This window comes from Nitrosospira sp. Nsp13 (assembly GCF_900101945.1).
GTDB lineage: Bacteria > Pseudomonadota > Gammaproteobacteria > Burkholderiales > Nitrosomonadaceae > Nitrosospira > Nitrosospira multiformis_D.
This window is the reverse complement of sequence record NZ_FMVD01000001.1, coordinates 304,930-328,771: the sequence shown is the minus strand read 5'-3', so window position 1 is coordinate 328,771 and position 23,842 is coordinate 304,930. Positions and strand designations below refer to the sequence as shown.

24 protein-coding genes and 1 pseudogene are annotated in these 23,842 nt (G+C 52.3%); 7 read left to right on the top strand and 18 right to left on the bottom strand.

Annotated features, from left to right (window positions below; genetic code table 11):
• Nucleotides 1-124: 124 nt before the first annotated feature.
• The 3 genes from BLO43_RS01540 to BLO43_RS01530 all read right to left on the bottom strand — a co-directional run bounded on the left by BLO43_RS01540 (nt 125) and on the right by BLO43_RS01530 (nt 1,780).
• Nucleotides 125-379 (bottom strand): hypothetical protein, encoded by a 255-nt coding sequence (locus tag BLO43_RS01540; protein ID WP_090905374.1) that lies wholly within the window; start codon nt 377-379, stop codon nt 125-127.
• Nucleotides 363-1,067, bottom strand: coding sequence for a transposase (locus BLO43_RS01535; protein WP_175443813.1), 705 nt, complete (start codon nt 1,065-1,067; stop codon nt 363-365). The genes BLO43_RS01540 and BLO43_RS01535 overlap by 17 nt, the downstream gene beginning before the upstream one ends.
• Before the next feature lie 254 nt (nt 1,068-1,321).
• The gene (locus BLO43_RS01530; protein ID WP_254773269.1) at nt 1,322-1,780 is read right to left on the bottom strand and encodes a hypothetical protein; all 459 of its coding nucleotides are present in this window, start codon (nt 1,778-1,780) and stop codon (nt 1,322-1,324) included.
• A 213-nt stretch (nt 1,781-1,993) separates the two neighbouring features.
• On the opposite strand from BLO43_RS01530, the gene BLO43_RS01525 reads away from it, so the two are divergent.
• A complete protein-coding gene (locus BLO43_RS01525; RefSeq protein ID WP_368086124.1) occupies nt 1,994-3,304 on the top strand; it encodes an MgtC/SapB family protein in 1,311 nt (436 codons plus the stop codon).
• Between the two features lie 105 nt (nt 3,305-3,409).
• Here the strand turns inward: BLO43_RS01525 and BLO43_RS01520 are convergent, their stop codons facing one another.
• The 5 genes from BLO43_RS01520 to BLO43_RS01500 all read right to left on the bottom strand — a co-directional run bounded on the left by BLO43_RS01520 (nt 3,410) and on the right by BLO43_RS01500 (nt 7,100).
• Entirely contained in the window at nt 3,410-4,153 is a 744-nt protein-coding gene (locus tag BLO43_RS01520) for a DUF1826 domain-containing protein (RefSeq protein ID WP_217628005.1), read from the bottom strand.
• Nucleotides 4,143-4,568 carry an RNA polymerase-binding protein DksA gene (gene dksA, locus BLO43_RS01515; protein ID WP_090905368.1) on the bottom strand — a complete coding sequence of 142 codons (426 nt, stop codon included), beginning with the start codon at nt 4,566-4,568 and terminating at the stop codon, nt 4,143-4,145. The genes BLO43_RS01520 and dksA overlap by 11 nt, the downstream gene beginning before the upstream one ends.
• Before the next feature lie 115 nt (nt 4,569-4,683).
• On the bottom strand, nt 4,684-4,902 hold the full coding sequence (locus BLO43_RS01510; protein ID WP_090905366.1) for a hypothetical protein: 219 nt from the start codon (nt 4,900-4,902) through the stop codon (nt 4,684-4,686).
• Nucleotides 4,899-6,158 (bottom strand): GTP-binding protein, encoded by a 1,260-nt coding sequence (locus BLO43_RS01505; RefSeq protein WP_090905362.1) that lies wholly within the window; start codon nt 6,156-6,158, stop codon nt 4,899-4,901. The genes BLO43_RS01510 and BLO43_RS01505 overlap by 4 nt, the downstream gene beginning before the upstream one ends.
• Before the next feature lie 108 nt (nt 6,159-6,266).
• A complete protein-coding gene (locus tag BLO43_RS01500; RefSeq protein WP_254773268.1) occupies nt 6,267-7,100 on the bottom strand; it encodes a PEP-CTERM sorting domain-containing protein in 834 nt (277 codons plus the stop codon).
• Nucleotides 7,101-7,317: 217 nt separating this feature from the next.
• On the opposite strand from BLO43_RS01500, the gene BLO43_RS01495 reads away from it, so the two are divergent.
• Entirely contained in the window at nt 7,318-7,695 is a 378-nt protein-coding gene (locus tag BLO43_RS01495) for a Fur family transcriptional regulator (protein ID WP_090905360.1), read from the top strand.
• Nucleotides 7,696-8,157: 462 nt separating this feature from the next.
• On the opposite strand, the gene BLO43_RS01490 is transcribed toward BLO43_RS01495, so the two are convergent.
• Nucleotides 8,158-8,892: a PEP-CTERM sorting domain-containing protein gene (locus BLO43_RS01490; protein WP_090905358.1), complete on the bottom strand. Its 735-nt coding sequence runs from the start codon at nt 8,890-8,892 to the stop codon at nt 8,158-8,160.
• 348 nt (nt 8,893-9,240) lie between these two features.
• On the opposite strand from BLO43_RS01490, the gene BLO43_RS01485 reads away from it, so the two are divergent.
• Nucleotides 9,241-11,394, top strand: coding sequence for a TonB-dependent receptor (locus BLO43_RS01485; RefSeq protein ID WP_090905356.1), 2,154 nt, complete (start codon nt 9,241-9,243; stop codon nt 11,392-11,394).
• A 151-nt stretch (nt 11,395-11,545) separates the two neighbouring features.
• Here BLO43_RS01485 and BLO43_RS01480 read toward each other — a convergent pair whose 3' ends face one another.
• Both BLO43_RS01480 and BLO43_RS17210 read right to left on the bottom strand, forming a co-directional pair.
• Nucleotides 11,546-12,370: a PEP-CTERM sorting domain-containing protein gene (locus tag BLO43_RS01480; protein WP_090905353.1), complete on the bottom strand. Its 825-nt coding sequence runs from the start codon at nt 12,368-12,370 to the stop codon at nt 11,546-11,548.
• Between the two features lie 120 nt (nt 12,371-12,490).
• Nucleotides 12,491-12,580 (bottom strand): annotated as a pseudogene (locus BLO43_RS17210) (cytochrome BD quinol oxidase subunit I); the annotation flags it as partial.
• 246 nt (nt 12,581-12,826) lie between these two features.
• On the opposite strand from BLO43_RS17210, the gene BLO43_RS01475 reads away from it, so the two are divergent.
• From BLO43_RS01475 to ppk2 (BLO43_RS01465), 3 genes are all read left to right on the top strand, one after another.
• Nucleotides 12,827-13,249, top strand: coding sequence for a hypothetical protein (locus BLO43_RS01475; protein WP_090905351.1), 423 nt, complete (start codon nt 12,827-12,829; stop codon nt 13,247-13,249).
• Between the two features lie 781 nt (nt 13,250-14,030).
• Nucleotides 14,031-14,534 carry a universal stress protein gene (locus BLO43_RS01470; protein ID WP_175443812.1) on the top strand — a complete coding sequence of 168 codons (504 nt, stop codon included), beginning with the start codon at nt 14,031-14,033 and terminating at the stop codon, nt 14,532-14,534.
• Between the two features lie 521 nt (nt 14,535-15,055).
• Nucleotides 15,056-15,982, top strand: a complete 927-nt coding sequence (gene ppk2, locus BLO43_RS01465) for a polyphosphate kinase 2 (protein WP_090905347.1) — start codon at nt 15,056-15,058, stop codon at nt 15,980-15,982.
• 214 nt (nt 15,983-16,196) lie between these two features.
• On the opposite strand, the gene BLO43_RS01460 is transcribed toward ppk2 (BLO43_RS01465), so the two are convergent.
• From BLO43_RS01460 to BLO43_RS01430, 7 genes are all read right to left on the bottom strand, one after another.
• Nucleotides 16,197-16,829 carry a DUF3299 domain-containing protein gene (locus BLO43_RS01460; protein ID WP_090905345.1) on the bottom strand — a complete coding sequence of 211 codons (633 nt, stop codon included), beginning with the start codon at nt 16,827-16,829 and terminating at the stop codon, nt 16,197-16,199.
• A 15-nt stretch (nt 16,830-16,844) separates the two neighbouring features.
• A complete protein-coding gene (locus tag BLO43_RS01455) occupies nt 16,845-18,044 on the bottom strand; it encodes an ABC transporter permease (RefSeq protein ID WP_254773267.1) in 1,200 nt (399 codons plus the stop codon).
• Between the two features lie 159 nt (nt 18,045-18,203).
• Complete coding sequence (locus tag BLO43_RS01450; RefSeq protein WP_090905340.1) at nt 18,204-19,223, bottom strand: PstS family phosphate ABC transporter substrate-binding protein; 1,020 nt, start codon at nt 19,221-19,223, stop codon at nt 18,204-18,206.
• Nucleotides 19,224-19,243: 20 nt separating this feature from the next.
• Nucleotides 19,244-19,945 carry an ATP-binding cassette domain-containing protein gene (locus BLO43_RS01445; RefSeq protein ID WP_090905338.1) on the bottom strand — a complete coding sequence of 234 codons (702 nt, stop codon included), beginning with the start codon at nt 19,943-19,945 and terminating at the stop codon, nt 19,244-19,246.
• A gap of 19 nt (nt 19,946-19,964) precedes the next feature.
• Nucleotides 19,965-20,591 (bottom strand): DUF2796 domain-containing protein, encoded by a 627-nt coding sequence (locus tag BLO43_RS01440; RefSeq protein ID WP_090905336.1) that lies wholly within the window; start codon nt 20,589-20,591, stop codon nt 19,965-19,967.
• A 329-nt stretch (nt 20,592-20,920) separates the two neighbouring features.
• Complete coding sequence (ppk2, locus tag BLO43_RS01435) at nt 20,921-21,700, bottom strand: polyphosphate kinase 2 (RefSeq protein ID WP_254773265.1); 780 nt, start codon at nt 21,698-21,700, stop codon at nt 20,921-20,923.
• Nucleotides 21,701-22,036: 336 nt separating this feature from the next.
• The gene (locus tag BLO43_RS01430) at nt 22,037-22,615 is read right to left on the bottom strand and encodes a hypothetical protein (RefSeq protein WP_090905827.1); all 579 of its coding nucleotides are present in this window, start codon (nt 22,613-22,615) and stop codon (nt 22,037-22,039) included.
• A gap of 659 nt (nt 22,616-23,274) precedes the next feature.
• Here BLO43_RS01430 and BLO43_RS01425 point away from each other — a divergent pair.
• Nucleotides 23,275-23,838: a sugar O-acetyltransferase gene (locus BLO43_RS01425; protein ID WP_090905332.1), complete on the top strand. Its 564-nt coding sequence runs from the start codon at nt 23,275-23,277 to the stop codon at nt 23,836-23,838.
• Nucleotides 23,839-23,842 lie beyond the last annotated feature (4 nt).

The window sequence follows — 23,842 nt, the reverse complement described above, 5'->3', positions numbered from 1 at the left end:
CCTGATGCCTCCCCCATGAGGACTCCGTCGGCACCGACACCTGCCTGCTTTATCGTACCCCTGGTGTACCTGGCGCACTCACTGGTAGCACTGTGATAAAGAAGAATCTATCGAGAATTGCTTCTCAGTGGTTTGCAACCTCCTTGCCTGGGCCATGGTTTGCAAACTGATACGGCTTTTTCTTTTTCCATACCACCTTGCATAACGGATCACTGAGAACGGTCGTTTTCTGGGCCAGATTCCTGGCTAATCCGCTTAACGCAGCCACGCTGATGACTATAAAGACAATAAGAAGTATCAGTGGTAACCATTTTTTTACCAATAGATCACCTCCTTGGTGCACGATAGCCGCCGTAATGATTTTACTTTTGCTGGCCACCGTGCACACTCCTGCGGATATAGTTATCCTCGTTAGCAACGTTTACATAACCGACGTAGCCAAAGTACTTCTTTTTATTTCTTCTTATCCAGGTAGCGTCCGGTTCGGGACGCCGGATTTTAATGTAGCTGACCAGTTTGGGATATTTCGCTGGAATGCCGCCTTGCTTGTTGCCAACCTCGTTGGCCTCGGGCGCACCTGTGGTATCCGGATTATCAATCGTGTCTTGCCTGGGGCAAGCGGGCGACTGCGCACGCACATCGTCAGTAGCAGTACGGTGCAAGTCCTTGATCACGAGGCCATGAGCTTGCAATTCTGCATTCACGCCTGCGAGCATTCCAGCTAGCCTGCCCGATGTAATCAGGCGATTTCGAAAACGGCACAGCGTGAGTTCATCCGGCGCATCATCAGAGAAACCGCCACAAAAATCCATGAAATCGGTACGCATGCGCAGTGCCTCTTCAAGCTTCGGATCCGACAAGCTGTGCCACTGGCCCAACAGCACTGTCTTGAACATGACCAGCGGGTCTATGAACTTTTGTCCTTCGCCCAGGCTGATCTCGCGTCTATAAATCTCCATAAGCTCGGTACGAAGCCCTTCCCAGTCAATCAGCGCATGCGCTTCCATCAATACGGTATCGTATTTCGTGCGTGCTTCTTTTTTTATCGATCCCAAATCTGTCTGCATTTGCATTTACTCCCTTTGAGATGTTCTGTTTGATTCAGATTGAGCAGGGGATACTTCACCCTTAACACCGAGGCCCGTTTGATTGCGTATCCAGCGATGAAATTGCAAAAAATCAGCCGTGAGTTGTTTTCTCTGAATGGTTACTCTGTTCAATCCTGAATCCGGCAGCGGGATGTGCGGAAAGAGTCAAAATTGAAAGAAACATCATTATTAATCATGATTTTAACTTCACAAAATCCACTGCCGGATTCAGGTTAATTACTACCCGTAATGTCGTTCGAGCGCAGCTTGTACTTTACGATAGCGGGAGTATCAGCCGTTTGCCGGACAAAGACACCTTGATCCTCTCGCGCGAGGTTCGCTGCTTTTTGCCGGTGAGCATCCGCCTTGGCAAGGCTTTGTTCCACAGCCAGTTCATATCTGTTCAACAAAGCCCATGTGTGCGATTGCCGGTCTTGCGCTTGCCGGCCATAGAGATAGCTTTTTTCCTGATAGTGTTCCAGCAATTGCCTTTGCTCCTCCGCCTTTACCCGCATTTCCAGAGCCAGCTTCTCGAAATGCTTCCATAAGGCGGTATGATCACTGCGGGTTCTTGCGCTTTGAACCGCTTTACGGAGAGCGGGGCTACTGATTGCCTCGTGATGGCTCATCGGCGCGCACGACGCCAATAAACCGAGCATGGATAGCAGCGCTACAAATCGGGTTACTTTCATACGACAACACCTGCTTGGAGAATCTCATCACTGCGACGAGAGAAACGCGTGGGCAAAGTGCGGCACGTGAATGCAGGTTATCAGTCATCCATGACTTTGTCAATATAAACATGTTTAAAGTGTCTAAATGGCATTCGGCGCCTTATTCAGGAAAGGGGTAATGAGTACACTATAATAATTTTATGGTTTCCAATCTGGCTTCCGTAGGAGGGGTTGCGCTACGCTTCATCCTACATATGCTCCATAACAATAGAGGAACTGATCGCCGCGATGACCTTTCTCTCCGATAACTGGATGAAAATCGCTGTGGCGTTGGGGATCGGCTTGCTGATAGGGGTCGAGCGCGAGCGCAGAAAAGGCGCAGGGCGGGACCGTGCGCCGGCGGGGATTCGTACCTATGCCGTCACAGCCCTGCTTGGCGCGCTTGCTTTCGAACTGGGAGGGATTCCTTTACTGGCAGTGGTGACGCTCTCGGTAGCCGGATTCATTGCATTGGGCTATTTTCGCACACGCAGTCAACGCGATCCGGGCCTTACCAGCGAATTTGTACAGCTTCTGACGTTATTGCTCGGCGCGCTTGCCATGCGCGAACCGCTGCTCGCATCCAGTCTCGGCGTTACGGTGGCACTCCTGCTCGCGGCACGAACTCGCATCCACACCTTCGTACGCAAAACTCTGACCGAAGCCGAGTTGCACGATGCACTGGTGCTTGCCGGTGCGGCGCTGGTGGTGCTGCCCTTGATGCCGGACCGTTACATGGGCCCCTTCAATGCGATCAATCCGCATACCTTGTGGATCATCGTGGTGTTGATGATGGCGATCAGCGCTGGGGGATATATCGCCTTGCGCCTGTTTGGTCCGCGCTATGGATTGCCTGTTGCCGGACTGGCTTCGGGATTCGTATCCAGTTCGGCGACAATAGCCTCCATGGGTACGCTTGCTAAACAGAAGCCGGAACTCATGCCAGCGGCGGTAGGGGGCGCTGTTCTCTCGACTGTGGCTACTATTACTCAGATGGCTATCGTACTCGGCGCGACCCATCCCGCAACACTTGCCACCATGGCGGTGCCACTCCTGTCGGCGGGATTCATGGCGGTGGCCTATGGAGCATGGTTTTTTATGAAGGCGCTCCGGCAGAAAATCCCTGAAACAATCGAGATGGGCAGGGCATTCAGCTTTCGCACTGCGCTCATCCTTGCCACGACGATGGGGGCCGTGCTTCTGGTCGCGGCGGCACTCAATGCCTGGCTGGGCAGCGCGGGGCTGATCGCAGGCACCGCGATCGCCGGTTTCGCCGATACGCATTCCCCTGCGGTCTCGGTAGCGTCGCTGGCAGCCGGGGGTAAGCTTGAGGCGACCCAAACCGTGTTGCCCATCCTTCTCGCCATGAGCACAAACACCGCGACCAAAATGATATTGGCGGCATCCAATGGCGGCAGCCATTTCGCATTGCAGGTTATTCCGGGATTGCTGCTGACTATCGCGGCGGGCTGGCTGGGCGGATTGCAAACCATATTGAATTAAGAAACCTCTGAATCGATCCTTATTCAGAGGTTCAGCGTCGTCAGGTAGCGATCCGGAAAACGGCGATGGCTGCTTCATTCATATTTCGACGCTCGTCCTCCTCGATCAATTCCAGACTGCGTCTATCACGAGGAGGACACGCGGCCCGCTCCCGGGTACGACGGCTGGCGAACGGTGGATTGCGCCCCTTTCATTATTCCCTTGCCACAGTAAGCCTTTAAAAAACACCACATCAAAAGGTGCGGCTGCTTCCACCGTGGTTCTGTGATCGAACAAACCGGAAGCTTCGTCAGAGAGTCCGTTTGATCCGAGACCAAGCCTGCTACGGTCGACCCATCGGTCGTCGATCCATTCCGTGCCCGAACCCAGGTAAGCACAAGCCAGGCGTATGCCTGTGCGGTCCACGTGAAAACGGGGACACATCGCACTATGGAGGACTTCCAGGCGCAGGCCCACTGCGTCGCATCCGAGAAGTTCCGAGTAGATATCCGAAAGCTGGCAAATATCATCAACAATAATATTTTGGCCAGGTAGATTGGGTAGAAAGGTTGGTCTTAATCGTTCACCCGCCCCAATAATTGTACGAAAGCCACCGCCCAGAGCGCCGCTAGTCAGCGCATGCTGGAAATATGTCCTGATTACCTGATCCTCCTGCCGCTGCCAGCGGACAACCTGAATGCGGGAATCAAAAATCCGGATCAACTCATCCGGTTGGCGCGCCGTACACGCGTACTGCGGAAGTGGATGAGCTGTAGAAAAAGAAGGTTCTTTAAGGACACTGCCAGGCATGGACGAAGGCTGATTATCCGGGGATTCATATCCGTTGGCGGGTGAGAAGTTAGACGCCATAGCTTCGCTCATGCAGCTCGTGGCGCTCTTGCGCTTCAATACAGAGCGTAGCTGTAGGCCTCGCCAGCAAACGGGGGAGGCCGATGGGTTCGCCCGTGTCTGCGCACCAGCCGTAGGCACCGTTTTCAATGCGCAAGAGGGCATCCTCGATTTTTTTTAACAGTTTACGCTCCCGGTCTCTTACCCGGAATTCAAGGGAAAATTTTTCCTCCGTACTTGCCCGGTCGTTCGGGTCAGATTCGGAAACAATGGCTTGCATTTGTTCGAGCGTGCCTTGCGCATTTTCCAGCAACTGATGCCGTTCGTCTTCCAGGCGGAGACGAAAGAACATCAGCTGTGCAGGAGACATATACTCGCCCGGTGGGACTGCGCGAATAGCTTTCTCTGTAAAATCAGGTGATCGTTCTTTTTTCATGGTATCTCACCAATAAGAAATTGTCCGGCACGAGTCAGCTTGCTAGGGATGCGCGCACTTTAAAACTTGCTTGGTTTCCCCAATGGAAAGTATGCCCACCACGCATAATGTGCCATCAGCGACGAATGTCATTATTTGCATGCTCGAACCAGCTTACGGTTCTTTGCCAGTGTGCTTCCCCATAATGCCGAATAAAACGTTGTGTTTCCTCATGCCCCGACTCGCGCAATATCGTCAACCGCCTTTGGATGAATTCTACGGTCAACTGAATGCCACAGTCATGCTCGATGCAATGACGCCATTCACCTAAAGTCTCCGGGATTACCGCACTCATAGATGGTCCGCTTCCTCCACTGTCGACGCCACTGCGGCAGTCCACTCAGGAAATTGATCCGTCAGCGTGCGCCAATGCTCTACACCCTTACGGATTTCCGTGGAGGTAAGCTGGCAGGCTGCAAAGGCCATTTCAATCAATGCCCGATCCCAATCCTTATGGCGACCAATGAAGACCACCTCATTAACACGGTCTCCGTAGGGCTGCTGCCAATTCTGCTCTATTAAGACTCGCTCATGGCTTCCCTCGGCGGGCCAGCGTTGTTTCGGTACTGCCGCCCACCACCGCCCCACCGGTTCCACTGCGGCGGTATTGCCGGAGCGTGAATAGGATATAGCCCATTCAGGCCGGCTGGCCAACCATACATAGCCTTTAGCCCGCAAAACACCCGGCAGCGGCATCTCTAGAAAGGCTGCAAAACGCTGAGGGTGGAGGGGCTGGCGTATGCGCAGGATGAAACTGCTGATACCGTATTCCTCGGTTTCCGGGGTATGCTCGCCAGCCATCTCCTTGGCCCAGCCCGCCATACCACTGGCACGATCCAGATCGAATCGGCCGGTGCCGAGAATTTTATTCAAGGGAACATCGCCATATTCGGCGTAAACGATTTCCGCCACGGGATTCAGTGCCTTAATCGCGCCGGTCACTTCCCCCAACTTATCCAGGCTGACTTGATCCACTTTGCTTACCACAATCACATCCGCAAACTCGATTTGCTCGGTCAATAAACTGGCTAACGTCCGGTTGTCCTCGTCACCCGCAACTTCACCGCGTTGCGCCAATGAATCCTCGCTCGAGAAATCGTCCAGCAGATTAACCGCATCCACCACCGTGACCATGGTGTCTATGCGCGCGATATCGTTTAGCGAACTGCCTTCTTCATCCCGGAAATCAAACGTTGCCGCGACGGGCATCGGCTCACCGATTCCCGTCGATTCGATCAGAAGGTAATCGAAACGCCCCTCCGCCGAGAGCTTGCGCACCTCCGTAAGTAAATCCTCGCGCAACGTGCAGCAGATACAGCCGTTGCTCATTTCGACCAGCCTTTCTTCAGTGCGGGACAATGCCGCCCCTGCATTTTCGGTACTTCTTTCGATCAGGGATGCATCGATATTCACTTCGCTCATGTCATTCACGATCACTGCTACACGCAATCCTGCACGATTCGCCAGAACGTGATTAAGCAACGTAGTCTTGCCTGCGCCCAGAAAACCGGAAAGGACCGTAACCGGCAGACGCTCATCCCTTATTGTCATAACGATCTCGCTTAGTTGGTAGATTGGTTGGCTGCTTAGTTGGCAGATTAACTGGCTAAGTTGGTGAGCCAGTGCTCAGATTGGTCAGGAGGGAAGGGTATGTTTAGATCAATGCCGGGCTCGTCTGCGTGCTGTCCACGTCAATACAAACAGGCCCACGACGAGCATTGCATAAGTGCTCGGTTCCGGCACCGGTGAAACGGCAAAATCGAAATGGAACCTGCCTGAATCTTGGAAGGCTGAATTCGCTCCCGTATTCAGCAATTCGAATGTTGCCGAGTAAACGCCTGCCGCGGAACTTGCATCGACCCAATAAACCGGTTTGAATTCGAAGCCGTTGCCCTCTCCCAGCATGAATACGTTGCCGCTGCTATAAATATCCCGTGTTGTTTCCGTTCCAATATGCAATCCTGGCGTGCTTTCGATCAATCTGAGGCCAATCTCCGCGTTATCCAGTTGTCCCGACCAGCGATCGCTGCTGCTATGGAAAAGGACGTCTTCAGTGCCGCCTGAAGAATGGCCTGCCAGGGATTGGATGGAAGCGATGCCGAGATAGCTGTATTCGGAGCTGTCTACATGAGTTCGCAACGTTCCGGCGTAGAGGCCACTACCCGCTGTCAGGGAAAGCGGCTGCTCGCGCGAAGAAATTTCAGGGATACGATTATTGGCGCTGGTGGACAATACATTCAGTGAAGCTGCCGGTCCACTGTAACTATAGGCACCGATACCATGAAAGTGATTGCCGTGGTCGAGCAGAAGAGTGAGGCGATCCACGTTCGGGTTGGAGAGTCCGGCGTAGGTGCCGGAAGCAATCATGGCTAGTCCGTCGTAACCCACGTAAAAACCAATGCTTTCATCATGCCGTGACGCTGATGCGTTGAACGATGCCAGAATAAACAGGCCTGTCAGGCTCATAGCGATGCTTCTCAATGTAAGCCGCATATACTTTCTCCTTTTACAGTTATAAAATGAATGCATGACACAACTTTCATCTCCATTGGATCCGATTTTTTCCATACTACGATCAGCATGGAATAATTGATAATAAGTTATCAATAGCATATAGTCAAGGCTTGTTAATGCCATGAGTGGAGATTGGGTTGCCCGTGCCGATATCGCGAGCAACCAATCCCGAAATCGATATTGTTGAGAGGAATCCATGGAACGTAATACCCGGCAGCGCAATGCGATTCTTGACGCCATCTCGGAAGCGGGAAGGCCGCTTTCCACACAGGAAATACTTGCGGCGGGGCAGGCAGTGGTGCCGTCACTGAGTATCGCGACGGTTTATCGGACATTGAAGGATTTAACAGCCGAGAGCTGGATTTTGCCGGTCAAGCTACCGGGCGAAGCAGATCGCTACGAGATGACCCGGCTGGGCGATCATTATCATTTCAAGTGTAGTTCTTGCAGTAGGGTATTCGACATACACGAGAGGATCAAGAAGAGCAATCTTCTGGTACCTCGCGATTTCGTGATCGAAAAATACGATCTGATTCTTTATGGCCGATGCAGTGAATGCCGGCCAAAACCTTGAATGGCGCATGCCGGGTTCCGGTGCTCACCTGACGTTGTTTCCAATTAGTGGCGCATGAATTTTCAAGTAGGGCAACTCTTTCTCTGGCTGCATTGTAGTCCTCGCTGAGCGAGGCACTGGCTTGGCGGTCAAGTGCTTCTTCCAGACGCCCCTCGCGCCCGGTTATCCGTTCCCATAGTGCCGTATTGCAGTCGCTAACATAGCGCTCCATGCGTTCGCCGCCTATGGCCCCTACCTCGACTGCATCGCGGCAGCGCCAAGCAGGACTGCAGCACATGATGCCCCCAAATATATATACGGCCACGGCGGTTCCCATGGATGCACCGAGCTGGACAACGGGAACCATGTAATTTCCGGATACGCTTCTATTTTTACCGATAAAGCATTTATCAGGAGGTATCCGCAACCTTGAAACAGGTTGCGGATGAAGCGGTAGATGCGTGTTAACGAATCGGGAGGGAGCTATCCAGTTATTTCCTTGCGGCGTCTGGCCATGGCACCGCATAACGCCAAGCCGGCCAAAAGCATCGCATAGGTTTGAGGCTCGGGAACAGGAGATACCAAGGCACTAATGGAAGCCTCGAAAGCCTCGTGGCTCAGCCCACGGTTGAAAGCAATCTGAAACGGGTCGCTATCCAGATAGGGAGAAGGCAGATTGCCGGAGGCGTCGCGCGAGGTAAGTTCGAAGGTCGCGAGATAGGCGCCCACCGGATTGACGTTTGATATCGAGAAATCGATATGGGCATGAATGCCGCCTGCGGAGTCGACCTGATCGATAACTCCATATGGATTCGTTGCACCGAGGGATGAAATGAGCGTTTCACTTCCAAGTATATCTTCGACAGTTAGCGCTATTCCGCTCGGAGCGACTGCCCAACTCGTGCCATTCCAGAAACTCAAAGTGCCAAGAGCATGGTACCAGAGCTGCTCCCCAGAGAGAAACGTGCCAGATGGCGCCAAAAATCCTGGATCGTCTGTTCCCGTAAGTCCGCCTGGCAGGTCACCAAAGTCTCCTTCAAAAATCTTGTAGCCGGTCCCAAATGCGACCGGCGCGGCATTTTCCTCATCGACGATCAGTTTGCCGCCGATCACCACCGCCTCGATATCGGCGTGCTGCGCGAGAACTTGAGGAGAAATCATCATGGCCAGCGTGGTGAGCGCTGCGCCGAAAGTCACATGCATGGATCTGAACATCATATAACTCCTATAGTTTGGGTTGGCTAATAGATCTCAAGCATTTATGTCGCCTGACGAGATTGTTTTTCAAAACGAGATCTCTTATAATACTACTGAGAAATCGTTATCAATAATGTAATCAACGCCGTTGGCTTTGTCAACAATATCCCCGCTTCTGTTTTAGAAATTTTTTAAATCAGCATCGCTGAATGCCCCGATGCTTTGAAGATGCGAGGATAAGGCTAGGTCTATTCATCCGCGATATATTCGCTCCGCATATATCTGGCAATGATAATCCGGACGAATTCACGTGCAGGTGGCTGGCAGCGGAAGAAACAATAACAATCAGACTGTCGCTAAATTAAGGTCATGTACTCAGCCACGCGCGTGCTGCGCCCCATGCTGTCACGGGTTGTAATTATCAATCTTGTCATGGCAGCCCCTTTACCGGCGGCATTTGCACAGACAGCCGCACCCCGACCCGCCGCTGCCGAAACCGAAACGATACTCAAGCCGATAGAGATCAAGGCGGCACCGGAGGAGGTGCCGCGTGAACCGCCCAGACCGATCGTAAAGCTGCGTGGCGATGCACTCAGGGAACGTGCAGGCAATACACTGGGGGAAACGCTGAGTGACGAAGCCGGCGTTTCCAATTCGACCTTCGGCCCGGGGGTTGGCCTGCCGGTGATCCGGGGGATGTCGGGTCCGCGCGTGCGCCTCCTGAGCAATGGACTTGCCACGCACGATGCGACAACGTTCAGCCCGGATCATGCCGCCAGCATTGAATCCATTCTGGCCGATGAAATACAGGTAATGCGAGGCCCGGCAACTATTCGCTATGGCGGCAATGCCATCGGCGGAGCCGTGAATGTGATAGACAACCGTATTCCCCAGCGTGTCCCCAAACAGGTAATTATCGGAATGGTGCAATCGCGCTATAACTTTAATGGCAACGAAAGCACCAATGCCTTCAAGGTCGATGCGGGCACCGGCAGATTCGCGATGCATATCGATGGATTCATGCGCCGCCGTGACGACATCTCCATAAATGGTTGCGCGGTCGATGACAAAGCCATTCAGCAGCAATTCGGCCTTATCAATACACGCAATACTTGCGGCCATGTCGCCAATACCGGCGCACAGTCGCAGGGTGGCAGCGTGGGAGGATCATTGTTTGCCGGCATGGGAATGGTGGGTACCTCGGCTACCATGCTGGACAATACCTATGGCATTCCCCCCAGTGCAGGCTCACATTCCCACGGAGGTGGAAGCAGCGATGTCAGCATCGATCTGGCCAATCGCCGTTACGACGGCCGGATGGAAATATGGGGATCAGGCAAATGGATCGATCGTGTCAGGCTGAACGTCAGCCGGGTTCACTACCGGCATCATGAAAAAGCCGGCGGCGTTATCGCGACCACTTTTCGCAACGAGGCGCTGGATGGGCGCCTGGAAGTGGAGCATCGGCTCGGCTCACGCATTTCAGGTGTGATCGGCGGCCAAATGATGAACCGCGATTTTTCCGCACTCGGAGCCGAGGCGTTTATCCCGGAAACGAATACCTTCAGCACCGCCGCCTATATCCATGAACGGCTCGATATCACCGACACGCTGCGCCTGGAGGGTGGCTGGCGCTACGATCGGCTGAGATTGGTGGCGGGTCCGCAGTCGACTGTCGATGGACGGATTCTCAATTTCCCTGGCCGTAGTTTCAGTGTGGAGAGCCGTTCCATTTCCCTGACCTGGCAGTATGCCGACAAAAGCACGGTCGGCATCATCTTTTCAGGATCCAAGCGAGCACCGGAAGTGCACGAACTATATTCGTTCGGTCCGCACCTCGCAACCCACACCTTTGACGTCGGCGATTCGAATCTGAAGGTGGAATCGATGAGGAGCCTCGACCTGACCTGGAACGCCGATGCGAGGTGGATACGCCTCAACGGCGCCTTGTTTCTCAACGACGTGGATAATTTCGTCTTTCAGCGAAGTATTCCCAATATTTTTTTCGACGCGGACGAAGGCCGATTCCGAACGCGCTGCGTGAGTCTCGACGAATGCCTGCCGGTTGTTAACTATGAGCAAGCCAGCGCACGTTTCATGGGGTACGAGGCCGAAACAACGCTGCGTATGCTCTCGGATATCGTGCCGCCGGTGGAAGTCACTCTGTTCTCCGATTATGTTCATGCCAGGCTTACCGCGACAAATGAAAACGTGCCGCGGCAACCCCCCTTGCGCTATGGAGTGCAGTTGGCCACCGCCTCGGGGCCATGGTCGGCACGTATCCGCTACACGCATGCCAATGCGCAGGACAGGGCAGGCGTCAATGAAACCGAAACCAAGGGCTACAATTTGTTGAACCTGCATGCATCCTACCGGCGCAAGGTGATGGGTCGACCAGGATCTGTATTTGTGCGGGCTCGCAATCTGCTTAACGAGGAGATCCGCAGCTCGACCTCTTTCCTGAGAAACTTCAGCCCGGAACCCGGGCGAAGCATCGAGCTGGGCGTGGAACTGGTTTTCTGAAAGCCGAGGAATGGGTTTTCTGGCATTCCGTACCGGAATACCGCTGAGTAATCCTCATGGAATACGCCGCTGAGAAAAGAATGGCTGCTAGGACATCAGGTAGACGATAAGGGGATGGACTCGGTTCCAGGCGACTCCAAAACCGGATCGATCAGACGAACGCCGATTGCCGGCGACGGACCCATAATCCCAGAAACGCGAGACCGATAAGCATGAGCGCCGCTGCGGAAGGCTCGGGGACGGGCTGTATACGAGATTCAAAGGCGAGCATGTACTGCTCATCCGTCAACCCGTAATTGAACAGTACTTTAACCGGCTCTGATGCAAGATAGCCATCCGCGACCAACGCAAAGGTGGCAAGGTAGGCTGCGGGGGTAGGCGTTCCGTCAGGGTTCTCGATAAACCAATCCAGATGCGCATGGAAGGCCCCCTGAGGATCTGCATCGTCGATAATTGTGGGATTGGGGCCGGAAATGCCGTTTGCGGAAAAATTGCTACCCTGAGCATAAAATGGATATTGGGCGGCCAGAGCGGGGTCGCAAAGCATGCCTCCGCTCTGGCAGAAAGTATAAACCAGGGCGATATCAGTCGGGATCGCACCGTGCACCCGTATCAGTTCGCCATTGGATGGCGCTGCCCATGTCTGGTTTGCAGGGGTCCAATACTCCAAGCTTCCTATTCCCTGGATAGATACGATGGTTCCGGGGGCGAGGGTGCCGGCGAAACTTTGGAACCCGGGGTCGTTGGTGGCCAGTGGCCCGCCGCCAAAATCGCCAAAATCAGTCGGATACAAATTCTGTCCGGTTATGAAATCCTTGGCGAATCCGCCGCCTGGAGGCAGGCTGCCATGAGCATGAAACCCAGTCGTGAGTTGTCCGCCCGAGACTCCCACCCGCACATCGTAACTGAAGGCATGGCCAGTCAGGGGTGCGACGAGTACGACAGTTAAAGCCAGACCGGAGAATATGTTTTTCATGGGGATTCCAGGATTTTTAATTATAGTAAAAATGATTTGAACGGATTGATATTAATATAATGAGATATTATTATCAATAGAGATATTGGACCTGTCACCACTTCCCGCTGGGCTTGTGGGCTTACCACGTACATCTTTCAATGCCGCATTGTCGAGCAAGGCATCAGCCAGCAGTCGCTTGAGCTTGTTATTCCCTGCTTCCAGCGCCTTAGTCCAGATCCTTGAATTCAATCCATTATCTAAGGGTTTCCCTTAGTACAAAATCAGGAATTCCCTTAGTATTGAATCAGGGTTTCCCTAATACCATTTTGATGCTAAGGGAATTAATATGAAGTCACATCTTAGGACTCTGACCATCCGTCCAGTGTAAGGACTCTGACCATTCGTCCGGTAGCGAAAGGGACTCTGACTATCCGTCCAATATTGATTTTTAATAAATGGAACAGGAGAATCAAAATGGCAACGACACTCGGCACAAAAGCAAAAGATACTTTTGCAATTTTATCCCTGCTTGGTTTATTGGCTGTGGGTGCGCCCATAAGCACCGTAAAAGCAGAAAATTTTCCTGAATCAGCAATTCAGACTGCAGCAGCCCCAAGTGAGCATAGCGTTTTGGCGAGGCGTTTTGAAGGCGCCGCCCACGAAATGCAGGCAAAGGCGGATGAGCAGAAGACACTGCTTGAACAGTATGAGCAGACGCGTCTGTATGGCTGGCAAGCGCACAATTTGAAATCGCATACCACAGCTTTGATACGTAAGTATGAGCAAGCTGCGCGGGCCAACATGAAGGAAGCCATGGCTCATCGCCAAATGGCGCAACAATCTAAGCCAGATTACGCGATTCATGGCGGCCAAATGCCACAAACAGGAAGTAACTGATACAGGCTGTCCTTGGCAAGGCAAACTCGGATGCATCAGCAAGCATACAGGTTTGCCTGTCATTTTAGGGCTCTGATCGCCCGTTTGTAGCAGGGCTCTGAATACCTGTCCGTCGGCGCAATGCCGGTTTATACCAAGGACTCTGACCATCCATCCAGCAGTTATCGTTTGGCAACATTCTTGTACGCAAGAAGATGATTACACGTTTTGCCTGCTTGCGGCACTTCGAGGAGCAGACGGCAGAGATAGCGAAAGGCAGGATGAAGCTTTGAATGCAATTTTTTTGCTATAGCGGTAGCAATTTACCGTTTTTTTGTGGAATAATTGTAATTGAGAGAGTTAATAAATCATTCTGGGCACATTAACTACCTCTACGTGTCATCTTAGGACTCTGCGCATCTGTCCAGTAGCAGGACTCTGAATACCTGTCCATCGGCGCAATGCCGGTTATATCAAGGACTCTGACCACCCGTCCGCAATTATTGCAACAACAACGGAGTAGAAGGAACTCGAACCTCAACCGCATTGCGAGGGACGAGGTGACGGCACACAAGCGGATCGCGGGGACAGCATATCTTTTTTGCTGGAACTAAGTCTACTCTTGCTCTTCCGGCATATACCTTCATCTTCGGCTTCATCTTCGATGCCAGTTTTGGCCTGCTCGCCTCGCGTAGTGCTATGACATAAAGGGATGAAGTCACAGAAGAAAGGCTGTGTTGGCTTACTCAGTGCATTGTCTTCAACCACCATGGACGGATCTTTACCCGGAAAGGAAGGATGTATGAATCCACTCATTCAAAAAATCATTCTAGCTACTGATTTCTCAGAGGCTTCTCAGGATGCCATCCTATATGCTAAATGCATATCTGGATCGCTTGCGGCGGAACTCAAGATTCTGCATGTATTTGAACCCGGCGGCTGGATGGTTCCTTCACCCTACTATTACACGCCCGGATTCGAAGACTGGGTGGATGCAAGTATTGAAAACACCCGGCAAAAAGGAAAGGAGGCGCTCAAAACACTCGCGGAATCGTTCGGCACACACACCGAAACCATTTTTATCGAAGGCGACCCTGGTAAAGAAATCGTACGGGTGGCTGCCGAACAGAATGCCGATCTTCTGATCCTCGGTACACATGGTTATACGGGGTGGAATCATTTAACTATGGGAAGCATTGCGGAGTATGTTGTCAGACACTCTCCCTGCCCGGTGCTCACCATCAAACCCACTGCAGCAAGCAGATCTGAGACCCACACTTCGCCTGTTTCGACAAGAAACGATTAAGACGGGGATGTTTCTGCAATAGACTCGCTATGTTGGCTGTGGGCCTCCGTAAGCGGTGAGTAACGAAGGGCTGGATGAAAATCCGTCCCGTCCCTTCGGGTTGCGCACAAAAAACGCGGGTGCGAAATAGGTGTTAACAGGTCCTGGCATCTGCTCTCCTTGTGGTGGATTTGCGGTGCGGAGGGAAGGCTGGTTTGTAACACTCCTGTAACAAAAAATCGCTACCATTTTGAGGGTTATTGGATGATATCGATGAATATTACTTCTGCCTCCTACGCTCCTCCTCGTCTCGATCACAAGCCTGGTGACCTTCGGTGAAAAAATTCGATATCTACGGTCTGCCGGTTTCTACCACACAAATCCTATCATCGGGCGTAGCTGGCGCGATGGCTGTCAACAAATCAGGCTTGCAGTAGGGTTGTATGAAATTTGGCCATGGCTTGGGTGCTTCAATATCTCTTTCCGGTTCCCTGTACTGGTTGTTTACGAAACTATTTTAAAACAAATACCAGGAGACCCCGATGTGCGCAGATAAAACCCATGAACATGCGGACCTAGAACGCCACATTCATGCCGATATGTTGGACAGTCTCGACGAAGAACTGGAAATGGAAATCGATGATCATCGGCTGGATAAATTGGTGGCTGAAATCACCACGCCTGATAACGAGACCGAGGTGGGCAGGCAATTCTATTTCAAGGAGCTTTTTCGTCTTCAGGGAGAACTGGTCAAGTTACAGGACTGGGTAGTGCAAAAGAAACTCAAGGTAGTAGTCCTGTTCGAAGGGCGTGACGCTGCAGGTAAAGGCGGAGTCATCAAGCGTTTCACCCAGCGCCTGAATCCTCGGGTCTGCCGGGTGGCTGCGCTGCCTGCTCCGAGCGAACGAGAGCGCAGCCAGTGGTATTTTCAACGCTACGTGTCACATTTACCTTCCGGCGGCGAGATCGTACTGTTTGACCGGAGCTGGTATAACCGGGCCGGCGTGGAAAAAGTCATGGGATTCTGTGACGAAGAAGAATATGAAGAATTCTTCCGTAGCGTGCCGGAATTTGAGAAGATACTCATTCGTTCCGGCATCATCCTGATTAAATATTGGTTCTCGATTACCGATGATGAGCAGTACATGCGTTTCCTGATGCGAATCCGCGATCCCCTAAAGCAATGGAAACTGAGTCCGATGGATCTTGAATCCCGCCGTCTTTGGGAACAATACACCAAAGCAAAGGAAACCATGCTGGAGCGCACCCATATTCCCGAGGCTCCCTGGTGGATAGTCGAGGCGGTCGACAAGAAAAAAGCCCGTCTTAATTGTATTCATCACTTCCTGGCTCAGATTCCTTACAATGAAATTGAGCATGAACCCATTATTCTGCCGGACCGGGTGCATAACCCAGACTACTTGCGACATCCGGTATCTACAGAAATGCTTGTGCCGAGTGTTTATTGATTTGAGGGGACTCTAAAGTTGAGGCAAATAAGGGCCAGGCCTGGCTAACGACCTCGAATGGCATGCTCTAAAACATGCGAATGAAATTCAGAATGAAAATTTGCGCTGATCAGTCCCGGCGCCATCAATACAATCCCGGTAAAACTTCGTAAGGCGGGCGGGGCGATGTGGGGGTGTGCAGGAACATCCGAACTCTTTCCTGTTCATGAGTTCCTTACGGATAAGGCGTAACCCACTCAGCCTTCAATTGATAGCCCGCCTGGCCCATCTCCGTATCTATGCTGCCGGCGTGCAGCACTCCACTGACCCACATTGTATCCATGGTGCGCATATTGGACAGGGGTTTTGATGTCCGCACATGAATGATCTGGTTGGAAGGCGGCGGGGGCGTATGAATGCACGCTCCGAAATAGGGAACGAGCAGGAATTCGCTGACTTTATTGCCTGCGCGTTCCAGAGGAATCACGAAGCCCGGAATACGGATCCGCTCTCCATCCAGCGCGGGCTCGATGGGTGCGTTATTCCAGGCTGCGCGTATTTTTTCCAGCGCTTCGATGGCACGGGGGTCGCCATCCTTAAGGTTGTCCAGCTTCAATCCCTTCAGCGGCGCCATCGGGTCCCAGTTCTTGGGCATCAGATCATCCCAGGTCTTTTCCTTGTAACCGGCTGAAGCGGTTCCCGAAGGTGCGGGCTTATTTTTCGCTGCACCGGGCGCCGGCACTGACAATCTATCTCCAACCTTGTAATCCTTATCGGCCGAGATGGCTGTCTGTGCCGTAAAAATCAGCAAGGCGATTAAAAATAAAATGCGAAAGCGGAGAGGGATGACATACAGAGAAGCAGTCATATTTGGTATCCTTTTTTATAATCTTGGCGTCAAACCATCGCTTAAGGATAATCGGTAGGCACGATAGCCGGGTATAAGGCTGACCAGAAACCCCGTTGCCATGACCAGTAACAGTAATTGCCAAGCCTCGGCCGATAGCATACCTGCCGCCAGCGAAATACCCAAGTGCGCCTCCAGAATAGGCGCGGCAAACAGACTGAGCACGGTCAACCCCAGCACACCCAGCAATGCACCGGCCACGACCACCATCAATCCCTCGATAGCCAGCAGCAGAAAAACCACGCGCGGGCCAGCGCCCACCGAGCGCAGGATTGCCAATTCGCGCCTGCGTTCCCCCAGGCCGGCCAGCACAACAGCCACCAAACCGCTCAGACCCACCGCCACCACCAATGCGGAAATAGCCAGCAGCGACTTTTCCACAATGCTGACGATGGACCACAGCTCATCCAGCGCCACACCGGGAAGCACGGCCAGCAATGGCTCTCCCTTGTATTGATTGATGAACCGCTGCATCTGAAAAACACCCGCGCGGCTTTTCAGCCCGATGAGCACCGCCGTAATTTCCTTTGGCGCCAGATCGAATTTACGCACATATTCAGCCGGAATGGATACCCCGGGCATCGGGGCGCCGCCCTGCCAGTCGAGATGAATAGCTTCAATTGCCGCAAGACTGACATGAACGCTGCGATCCACGGGCAGGCCGGTCCGCTTGAGAATGCCGCTCACCTTGAACGGTTTGTCGGCGTGATCGGTCAAACCGAGGCCTTTCGCACCATGATTGAGCACGATACTGTCGCCCACTTGATAGCCAAGTTGCGCGGCGATATCCGCACCGATTACCGCTTCAAAAATATCCGTAAACGGCTTTCCCGCCGCAAATGCCAGCAATCGGCGATCGCCATAACGAAAATACTCGAAATACGTGGGAGTGGTGCCTATTACCGCAAAACCGCGATGCGAATCGCCCAGGGAAATCGGCACTGCCCACGCCACCGCCGGATGTGCCGCCATCGCCTGAAAGCTTGCCCAGCGGATATTATGGGTGGCATCCCCCAGGCGGAACACGGCATAGAGCATGAGTTGGATTGGACTGGTGCGCGCACCCACCACCAAGTCGGTCCCGGATATGGACTGAGAGAAACTCTCCCGCGCCTGGGTACGCAATTGCTCAACGCCCAACAACAGCATAACTGAAAGCGCAATACTGACCGCCATCAATCCCAGCGTGGTGCGCCGGTTCCAGGCGCTGGCAAACGCAAGGGAAAACAGTGATTTCAGCCCGGCCCTCCTGCGTTTCGGCCCAATTCATTCAAGGCGGTAGTTCGTCCAGAATGGAGCCGCGATCGCGATTCGCTGGAAACGGCAATACCATGATCAATTTTCATAAAAACGGGCTTCTCGCCGAAGCAGGTCGTCGAGGGTGAGGCCCCCTGGCACATAGCCATCGAATACCGTTCCCACCCGCTTCGTCTTGAAGAATTCCATGTTGGCGGCGTAGGCTCTGGGCGGTAGTGGAATGTACTGGAATCCCCTCACCAGAGCGGATGCATTTTTCATATAAAACGCAACAAACTCCTTAAGTTCGGGTTTCTCCGCCGCCTTCATGTTCACATAGATAAAAATAGGACGAGACAAAGGCTGATAGGTTCCATCCTCCACCGTTTCGGCAGAGGGAATAACTCCACCGCTTCTACCATCATCCACCGCGACAGCACTGATTTTGTCCTGATTCTGCATATAGTATCCAAAACCAACGAACCCCAGCGCATTCTTGTCGTTCGCCACGTTCTGCATCAGTATGTTATTGTCCTCAGCGGATGCCGTAAAGTCGCTACGGCTGGATTTAGCCTTGCCCACAATTGCTTGCGTAAAGTAATCGAGCGTGCCGGAATCCAGGCCTGCGGCATAAAGATTGAATTTTTCATCAGGCCATGCCGGATTTACCTGGCTCCATTTGGTAATTTTACCCTGAGCGGCGGGTTCCCACATTTTTTTCAATTCGGTAACAGTCATGGTTTTGCTCCAGGTATTCTTCGGATTCACCACCACCGTTAATGCATCAAACGCCATCGGCAATTCTACGTATTGCACGCCGGCTTTATTGCACGCCTTCATTTCCGCTCTTTGAATGGGACGGGAAGCATTGACGATATCTATTTCACCGCGACAGAATTTCGTAAAGCCACCGCCGGTACCGGAGATGCCGACCGATACCTTAACCGCCTCTTTTTTGGTCGCCTGAAATTTCTTCGCCCCCTCTTCGGTGATGGGATACATCGTGCTGGAGCCATCGACTTTTATGACCGTATCGGTGCCCGCAATGCCCTCAACGCTCATCAATGCACCCAGTACAGCGGCTGCACCCAACACTTTAAAATTATATGATAGCGACATTTTTTTCTCCATTCGATTGATCAAGGGACTGTGGTTACGCACAATTCATTCAAGTCGACGGTACGGCTGAAATGGGACCCCAGCCGCTGGTCATGGCTGACAAAGATCAGCGTGACATTCCCATCATCGCAGCGGCCTAGCAGAAGATCAAGAAATTCCGCTTGTCGGGCCGCATCCAGTGCGGAAGTCGGTTCATCGGCGATGATCAGCTCGGGGTGGCCGATCAGTGCCCGAGCAGCCGCCACGCGCTGCTGTTGCCCCACCGATAATGCGGTGACTGGTTGTCGTGCCAGCGTCACATCCAGTCCCAGCTGATCCAGCAGCCGGGCCGCCGATTGTTCGAGCGATGCGGCTGATTCAAGCGCTTGCCGCCGCCTGCGCTGCGAAAAACGGCAGGGTAGGAGCACGTTCTCAAGCACGGACAAATAAGGCACCAGATTAAACTGCTGAAACAGGAAACCGACATGATCTACGCGAAACCGGTCGCGGGCGCTGGATGAAAGTGCGGTCAGGTCGGTATCGAGTACGCGCAGGTGGCACGGCTGCGGCAGCAGCACGCCACCCAGCAAACTCAGCAGGGTACTCTTGCCGCTCCCGCTCGCGCCTTGCAGAAAAACACGCTCTCCGCGTCTTACCAGAAATTGGGGGATCGACAGGCGGAATCCATGCTTGCCAGGCCACTGAAAAACCAGATCCTGAATGTCAATGACAAACGGACTCATTCCTGACCCACCTTCTCAGCTACCATTTCAACCGGGTAGACTCAGGCGATAGCTTCGCGCTTGATTGCCCCTTGGGCCCCGCTACGGCGGCATCGAGACGCTGGAGACCGGGAAACATTTGGAATAATCGCACATCGACGCCTTGCAAAGCCTGCGGCTGGGCGCACCGGAACTGCCAGGTGGCCTCCAGCTCCGCATGCATATCCGCTGCCGGAGACGGAGTAGAAGGAGTCGTTCTGGATGCACCACTGTATTTTCTGGTACTTTTATCGGCACTTTTGCCAGAATCGGAGGCAGGCACCAGCAAGTCCGGAGAAAGCACTGGAGACGTTAAATCAGTGGATTCTACCCGGCACTGAGCTGCGGGCGTAAAAATGAAAAGACTATCAGCCTGATTAAATTTCGATGTCATGGCCGTGACGGCTTGATGTTCTTTTTCATTTCTAGGGGCATGCTCGAATCTCAATAGATTATCCAATGGGCTATTCAGGTTGACCTGCACTGTCGCTCCGTCAATCGCAATTTCAAGCGTGGCGCGGCCATGCACATGAACGCCAGGCTCATGTGCCCAGACGGGCAGGGCCGATTCAAGTACGATGATCGCGGCAAGCGCTGCCTGCCCCGGGAAACGCTGTATTCGTCTCATTTTTCGTCCCTCATTAGCAATTTTAGACCATGATCATTGCAACAATATTGCAATGATCACCCGCCGGCGATGACTTCCGATGACTTATGGAGGGTGGCGGCTATGAATAGCCAACAGGTGATCGGGTGCCAGCCGCCCCATGAGCAAAGACTCTGGTCTGGCGATAACCCCGGATGTTCCATAAACTTGCGTGATAATTGCGCAGGATTCTGTTTTTAGGGAAACTTTTTGAAAGAATGACGTAGTTATTCATACACCCGCTGAATAAAACTTCCATAAGAAATAGAAGACCAGCAAGGACGCGGCATTTATGAAGCATCCCGGGTTAATTACGACGCCAGTACACCGCGTTCAATAAACGAAATTTCAAACTCCATCACGACGCGTTTGTCCGGCATGACCAACCGTTCGTCTTTATTCTCATAATCGAGGCGGCTGAGAAGATCCTTGATGATGTTGATACGCGCCAACTGCTTATCGTCGGCACGGACTATTGTCCACGGTGCCGTGAGACTATGGGTATGCGCCAGCATTTTATCGCGTGCCAGGCTGTATTCCTTCCATTTCTTGATTGCATGTTCGTCAAGCGCACTGATCTTCCATTGTGCGAGCGGATCCTTTTTGCGATCATCCAGCCGCTTCGCCTGCTCTGATTTGCTGATATCAAGATAGTACTTCAGAAGCTTAATACCTGAACGGACCAGCATATGTTCGAACTCCGGCACCGAAGTCATGAATTCATCATACTCGGCGTTCGTGCAAAAACCCATTACCGGCTCCACTCCCGCCCGGTTGTACCAGCTGCGGTTGAATAACACCAGTTCCTGGGCCGCGGGCAGATAGGGGGTATAACGCTGAAAATACCATGAGCCACGATCTCTGTCCGTGGGCTTGCCAAGGGCCACGACGCGCGTTTCGCGCGGACTCAGGTGTTGAATGATGCGCTTGATGGTGCCGTCTTTACCGGCCGCGTCCCGTCCCTCGAAGATGATCAGAATCTTGTCGCCGCACTTGATAAAGCGCCGTTGCAACTTGACGAGTTCAATCTGAAGTTTATAGAGCGTACCCTCATAGTCTTCTTTGGATAGCTCCGGCAGGGGCTCGCTCACTTTTTTTCCGTTATCTTTCTTACCCATAACCAGACCTTTTATTATTCCCGGTCCAGCAGTTGGACGAGGCGGAGTGTGCGATTTTTGGGGTATGAGGCAATGCGCAACGATGCCGGGGTAAATAACACATAACCTTACTAATCATAGCGCCAACCTGATAAATAAACGTCAACCACCGGATTCAGCGCTATTGCCGACTATGGCACGAACAACTACCCACGGTTTCTGTTCTATGATCACACTTCCAGCCCGACCGAGGCGCCGCGACAGCTAAAATTGAAGGCTGATCAACTTCGACCGCTCTCAACGCAATGGTTGAGCCTATCCTTCAATAACCTATGAACGGCGGGAAGAGCGCCAATTCTGCATACGCTTTGATTTCATGACCTTGTAAGCAAACAGGGTCAACAGCAGCATGGCTATCAATGGCCCTATCGATGCACGAAAAATATTCGCATAATTAACCATCTTTACCCGCAATGGGTACTGATAGTGTACAGGGGGCACCGACTCTCCCGTAATGAATACCGTATAGAGTCCCTGATCCAGACTGGTTTCTCCCCTGATCACTCCATCAGGGTGATAGCTCGGACGTAAATACGTCACCGTCTCGTCTTCCACCTCGCTGGTTCCTTTCACCACCCTTATTCCTATCGGAATGTCACGAAGCGCCTGGTCGACCAGATCCACCACCAGAAAAGTATCGCCTTCTTTAGGTATCTCTGTGCAATATTGGTCGCTTGGCTCATGTTGTGGCTGATAAGCACTTAAATGTACCATGCTGTTATCGCCGAGCCGGCGCATGCATGTATCTTCTTCCATAGCCACTTTTCCATGCGCAACCGCGGCGCCGCAATAGAGCGCCATGACGACGGTAAGGATCGATACACCGCCCTGCATCACTTGCTTGATCATCATTGAAACTCCTCTTGGTCTACGTTTGCCCGGCTCAGCGCGTTGAATTCATGCGCTTGAGCCAAGCCAGCAAAAACATTATGGTTGAGCCGGATTTTGTTTCATCCCATGAAAAACTCACCGTCACAATTTCACTGCCTTGCCTTGACTGGGTTAGGCATACTATCCGATATGCGGGTTCGGCCCTTCTATCTTATAGTATTGAATGCCCGGAATTCAAACATTCAACGTCCCGCTTATCAAATAACGTCTCATTCCCTCATTCGCGGTAAGTTGCACAACAAAAGTATAATGGATCGATTGCATAATGCAACTAAATTGATCAGTAATCCTTTTTGGAGGTAACTAACTTCCGGCGTTCGCTAATGGATGATCAGGTTATAAACTCTTACCGATTTTCGTTAGGAATGGAGCAATGCCCAAAAACTGCGTACTTCACCTAGTCCCACTACCGAATTCAAAATTAACGAACGTAGCGCTTTGAAGTTGACGACAATGATCGACACCATCAATAAACGGGTTAAATCTCATTGATTTTAAAGTTTTTTGACTATTGAATCAGAGTATGGTTTCCAAAAATAGAGTATGTGAAGGAAATATTTCCTTTCGCTCGTCTGACTTGCCAGATTTCTTCTGGTAAAGCGAATCGTGGGGTAAAAATGGCGCAACTGACAGAAAAAGATAAGATGATTGCCGGACAATTGTACCGGTCCAGTGATGACTTGCTGCGTGATGAAAGAAAGCGGGCCCGACGGTTGCTTAAGGTATTCAACGACACGCTTCCGGATGAAAATGAGAAACGTGTCGTTATGTTACGAGAATTGCTGGGTGCGTTGGGCGGGCAGGCTGAAATCGAGCCGCCGTTTTACTGCGATTATGGATATAACATTTGTATCGGTGATAGTTTTTACGCCAATTTCAACTGTATTATTCTGGATTGCGCCAGGGTGACTATCGGCAACAATGTATTTCTGGGACCGAATGTCCAGATCTATACCGCAACGCATCCATTGGCGGTGAAAGAACGTAATAAAGGTCTGGAAGCCGCTAAACCCATCATCATCGAGGATAGCGTCTGGATTTGCGGCGGCGTAATTATCAATCCGGGTGTGACGATAGGAAAGGGGACAACTATCGGGGCGGGCAGTGTGGTTACCCGGGATATCCCACCAGATGTTTTTGCTGCCGGAAATCCTTGTAACGTAATACGAAACCTTGCCTGATATA

Coding starts and splice junctions, on each gene's coding strand:
- BLO43_RS01535 (WP_175443813.1), bottom strand. CDS start 1,067: ATGCAGACAGATTTGGGATCGATAAAAAAAGAAGCACGCACGAAATAC.
- BLO43_RS01530 (WP_254773269.1), bottom strand. CDS start 1,780: ATGAAAGTAACCCGATTTGTAGCGCTGCTATCCATGCTCGGTTTATTG.
- BLO43_RS01520 (WP_217628005.1), bottom strand. CDS start 4,153: ATGGCGTCTAACTTCTCACCCGCCAACGGATATGAATCCCCGGATAAT.
- dksA (WP_090905368.1), bottom strand. CDS start 4,568: ATGAAAAAAGAACGATCACCTGATTTTACAGAGAAAGCTATTCGCGCA.
- BLO43_RS01510 (WP_090905366.1), bottom strand. CDS start 4,902: ATGAGTGCGGTAATCCCGGAGACTTTAGGTGAATGGCGTCATTGCATC.
- BLO43_RS01505 (WP_090905362.1), bottom strand. CDS start 6,158: ATGACAATAAGGGATGAGCGTCTGCCGGTTACGGTCCTTTCCGGTTTT.
- BLO43_RS01500 (WP_254773268.1), bottom strand. CDS start 7,100: ATGCGGCTTACATTGAGAAGCATCGCTATGAGCCTGACAGGCCTGTTT.
- BLO43_RS01495 (WP_090905360.1), top strand. CDS start 7,318: ATGGAACGTAATACCCGGCAGCGCAATGCGATTCTTGACGCCATCTCG.
- BLO43_RS01490 (WP_090905358.1), bottom strand. CDS start 8,892: ATGATGTTCAGATCCATGCATGTGACTTTCGGCGCAGCGCTCACCACG.
- BLO43_RS01485 (WP_090905356.1), top strand. CDS start 9,241: ATGTACTCAGCCACGCGCGTGCTGCGCCCCATGCTGTCACGGGTTGTA.
- BLO43_RS01480 (WP_090905353.1), bottom strand. CDS start 12,370: ATGAAAAACATATTCTCCGGTCTGGCTTTAACTGTCGTACTCGTCGCA.
- BLO43_RS01475 (WP_090905351.1), top strand. CDS start 12,827: ATGGCAACGACACTCGGCACAAAAGCAAAAGATACTTTTGCAATTTTA.
- BLO43_RS01470 (WP_175443812.1), top strand. CDS start 14,031: ATGAATCCACTCATTCAAAAAATCATTCTAGCTACTGATTTCTCAGAG.
- ppk2 (WP_090905347.1), top strand. CDS start 15,056: ATGTGCGCAGATAAAACCCATGAACATGCGGACCTAGAACGCCACATT.
- BLO43_RS01460 (WP_090905345.1), bottom strand. CDS start 16,829: ATGACTGCTTCTCTGTATGTCATCCCTCTCCGCTTTCGCATTTTATTT.
- BLO43_RS01455 (WP_254773267.1), bottom strand. CDS start 18,044: ATGGCGGTCAGTATTGCGCTTTCAGTTATGCTGTTGTTGGGCGTTGAG.
- BLO43_RS01450 (WP_090905340.1), bottom strand. CDS start 19,223: ATGTCGCTATCATATAATTTTAAAGTGTTGGGTGCAGCCGCTGTACTG.
- BLO43_RS01445 (WP_090905338.1), bottom strand. CDS start 19,945: ATGAGTCCGTTTGTCATTGACATTCAGGATCTGGTTTTTCAGTGGCCT.
- BLO43_RS01440 (WP_090905336.1), bottom strand. CDS start 20,591: ATGAGACGAATACAGCGTTTCCCGGGGCAGGCAGCGCTTGCCGCGATC.
- BLO43_RS01430 (WP_090905827.1), bottom strand. CDS start 22,615: ATGATCAAGCAAGTGATGCAGGGCGGTGTATCGATCCTTACCGTCGTC.
- BLO43_RS01425 (WP_090905332.1), top strand. CDS start 23,275: ATGGCGCAACTGACAGAAAAAGATAAGATGATTGCCGGACAATTGTAC.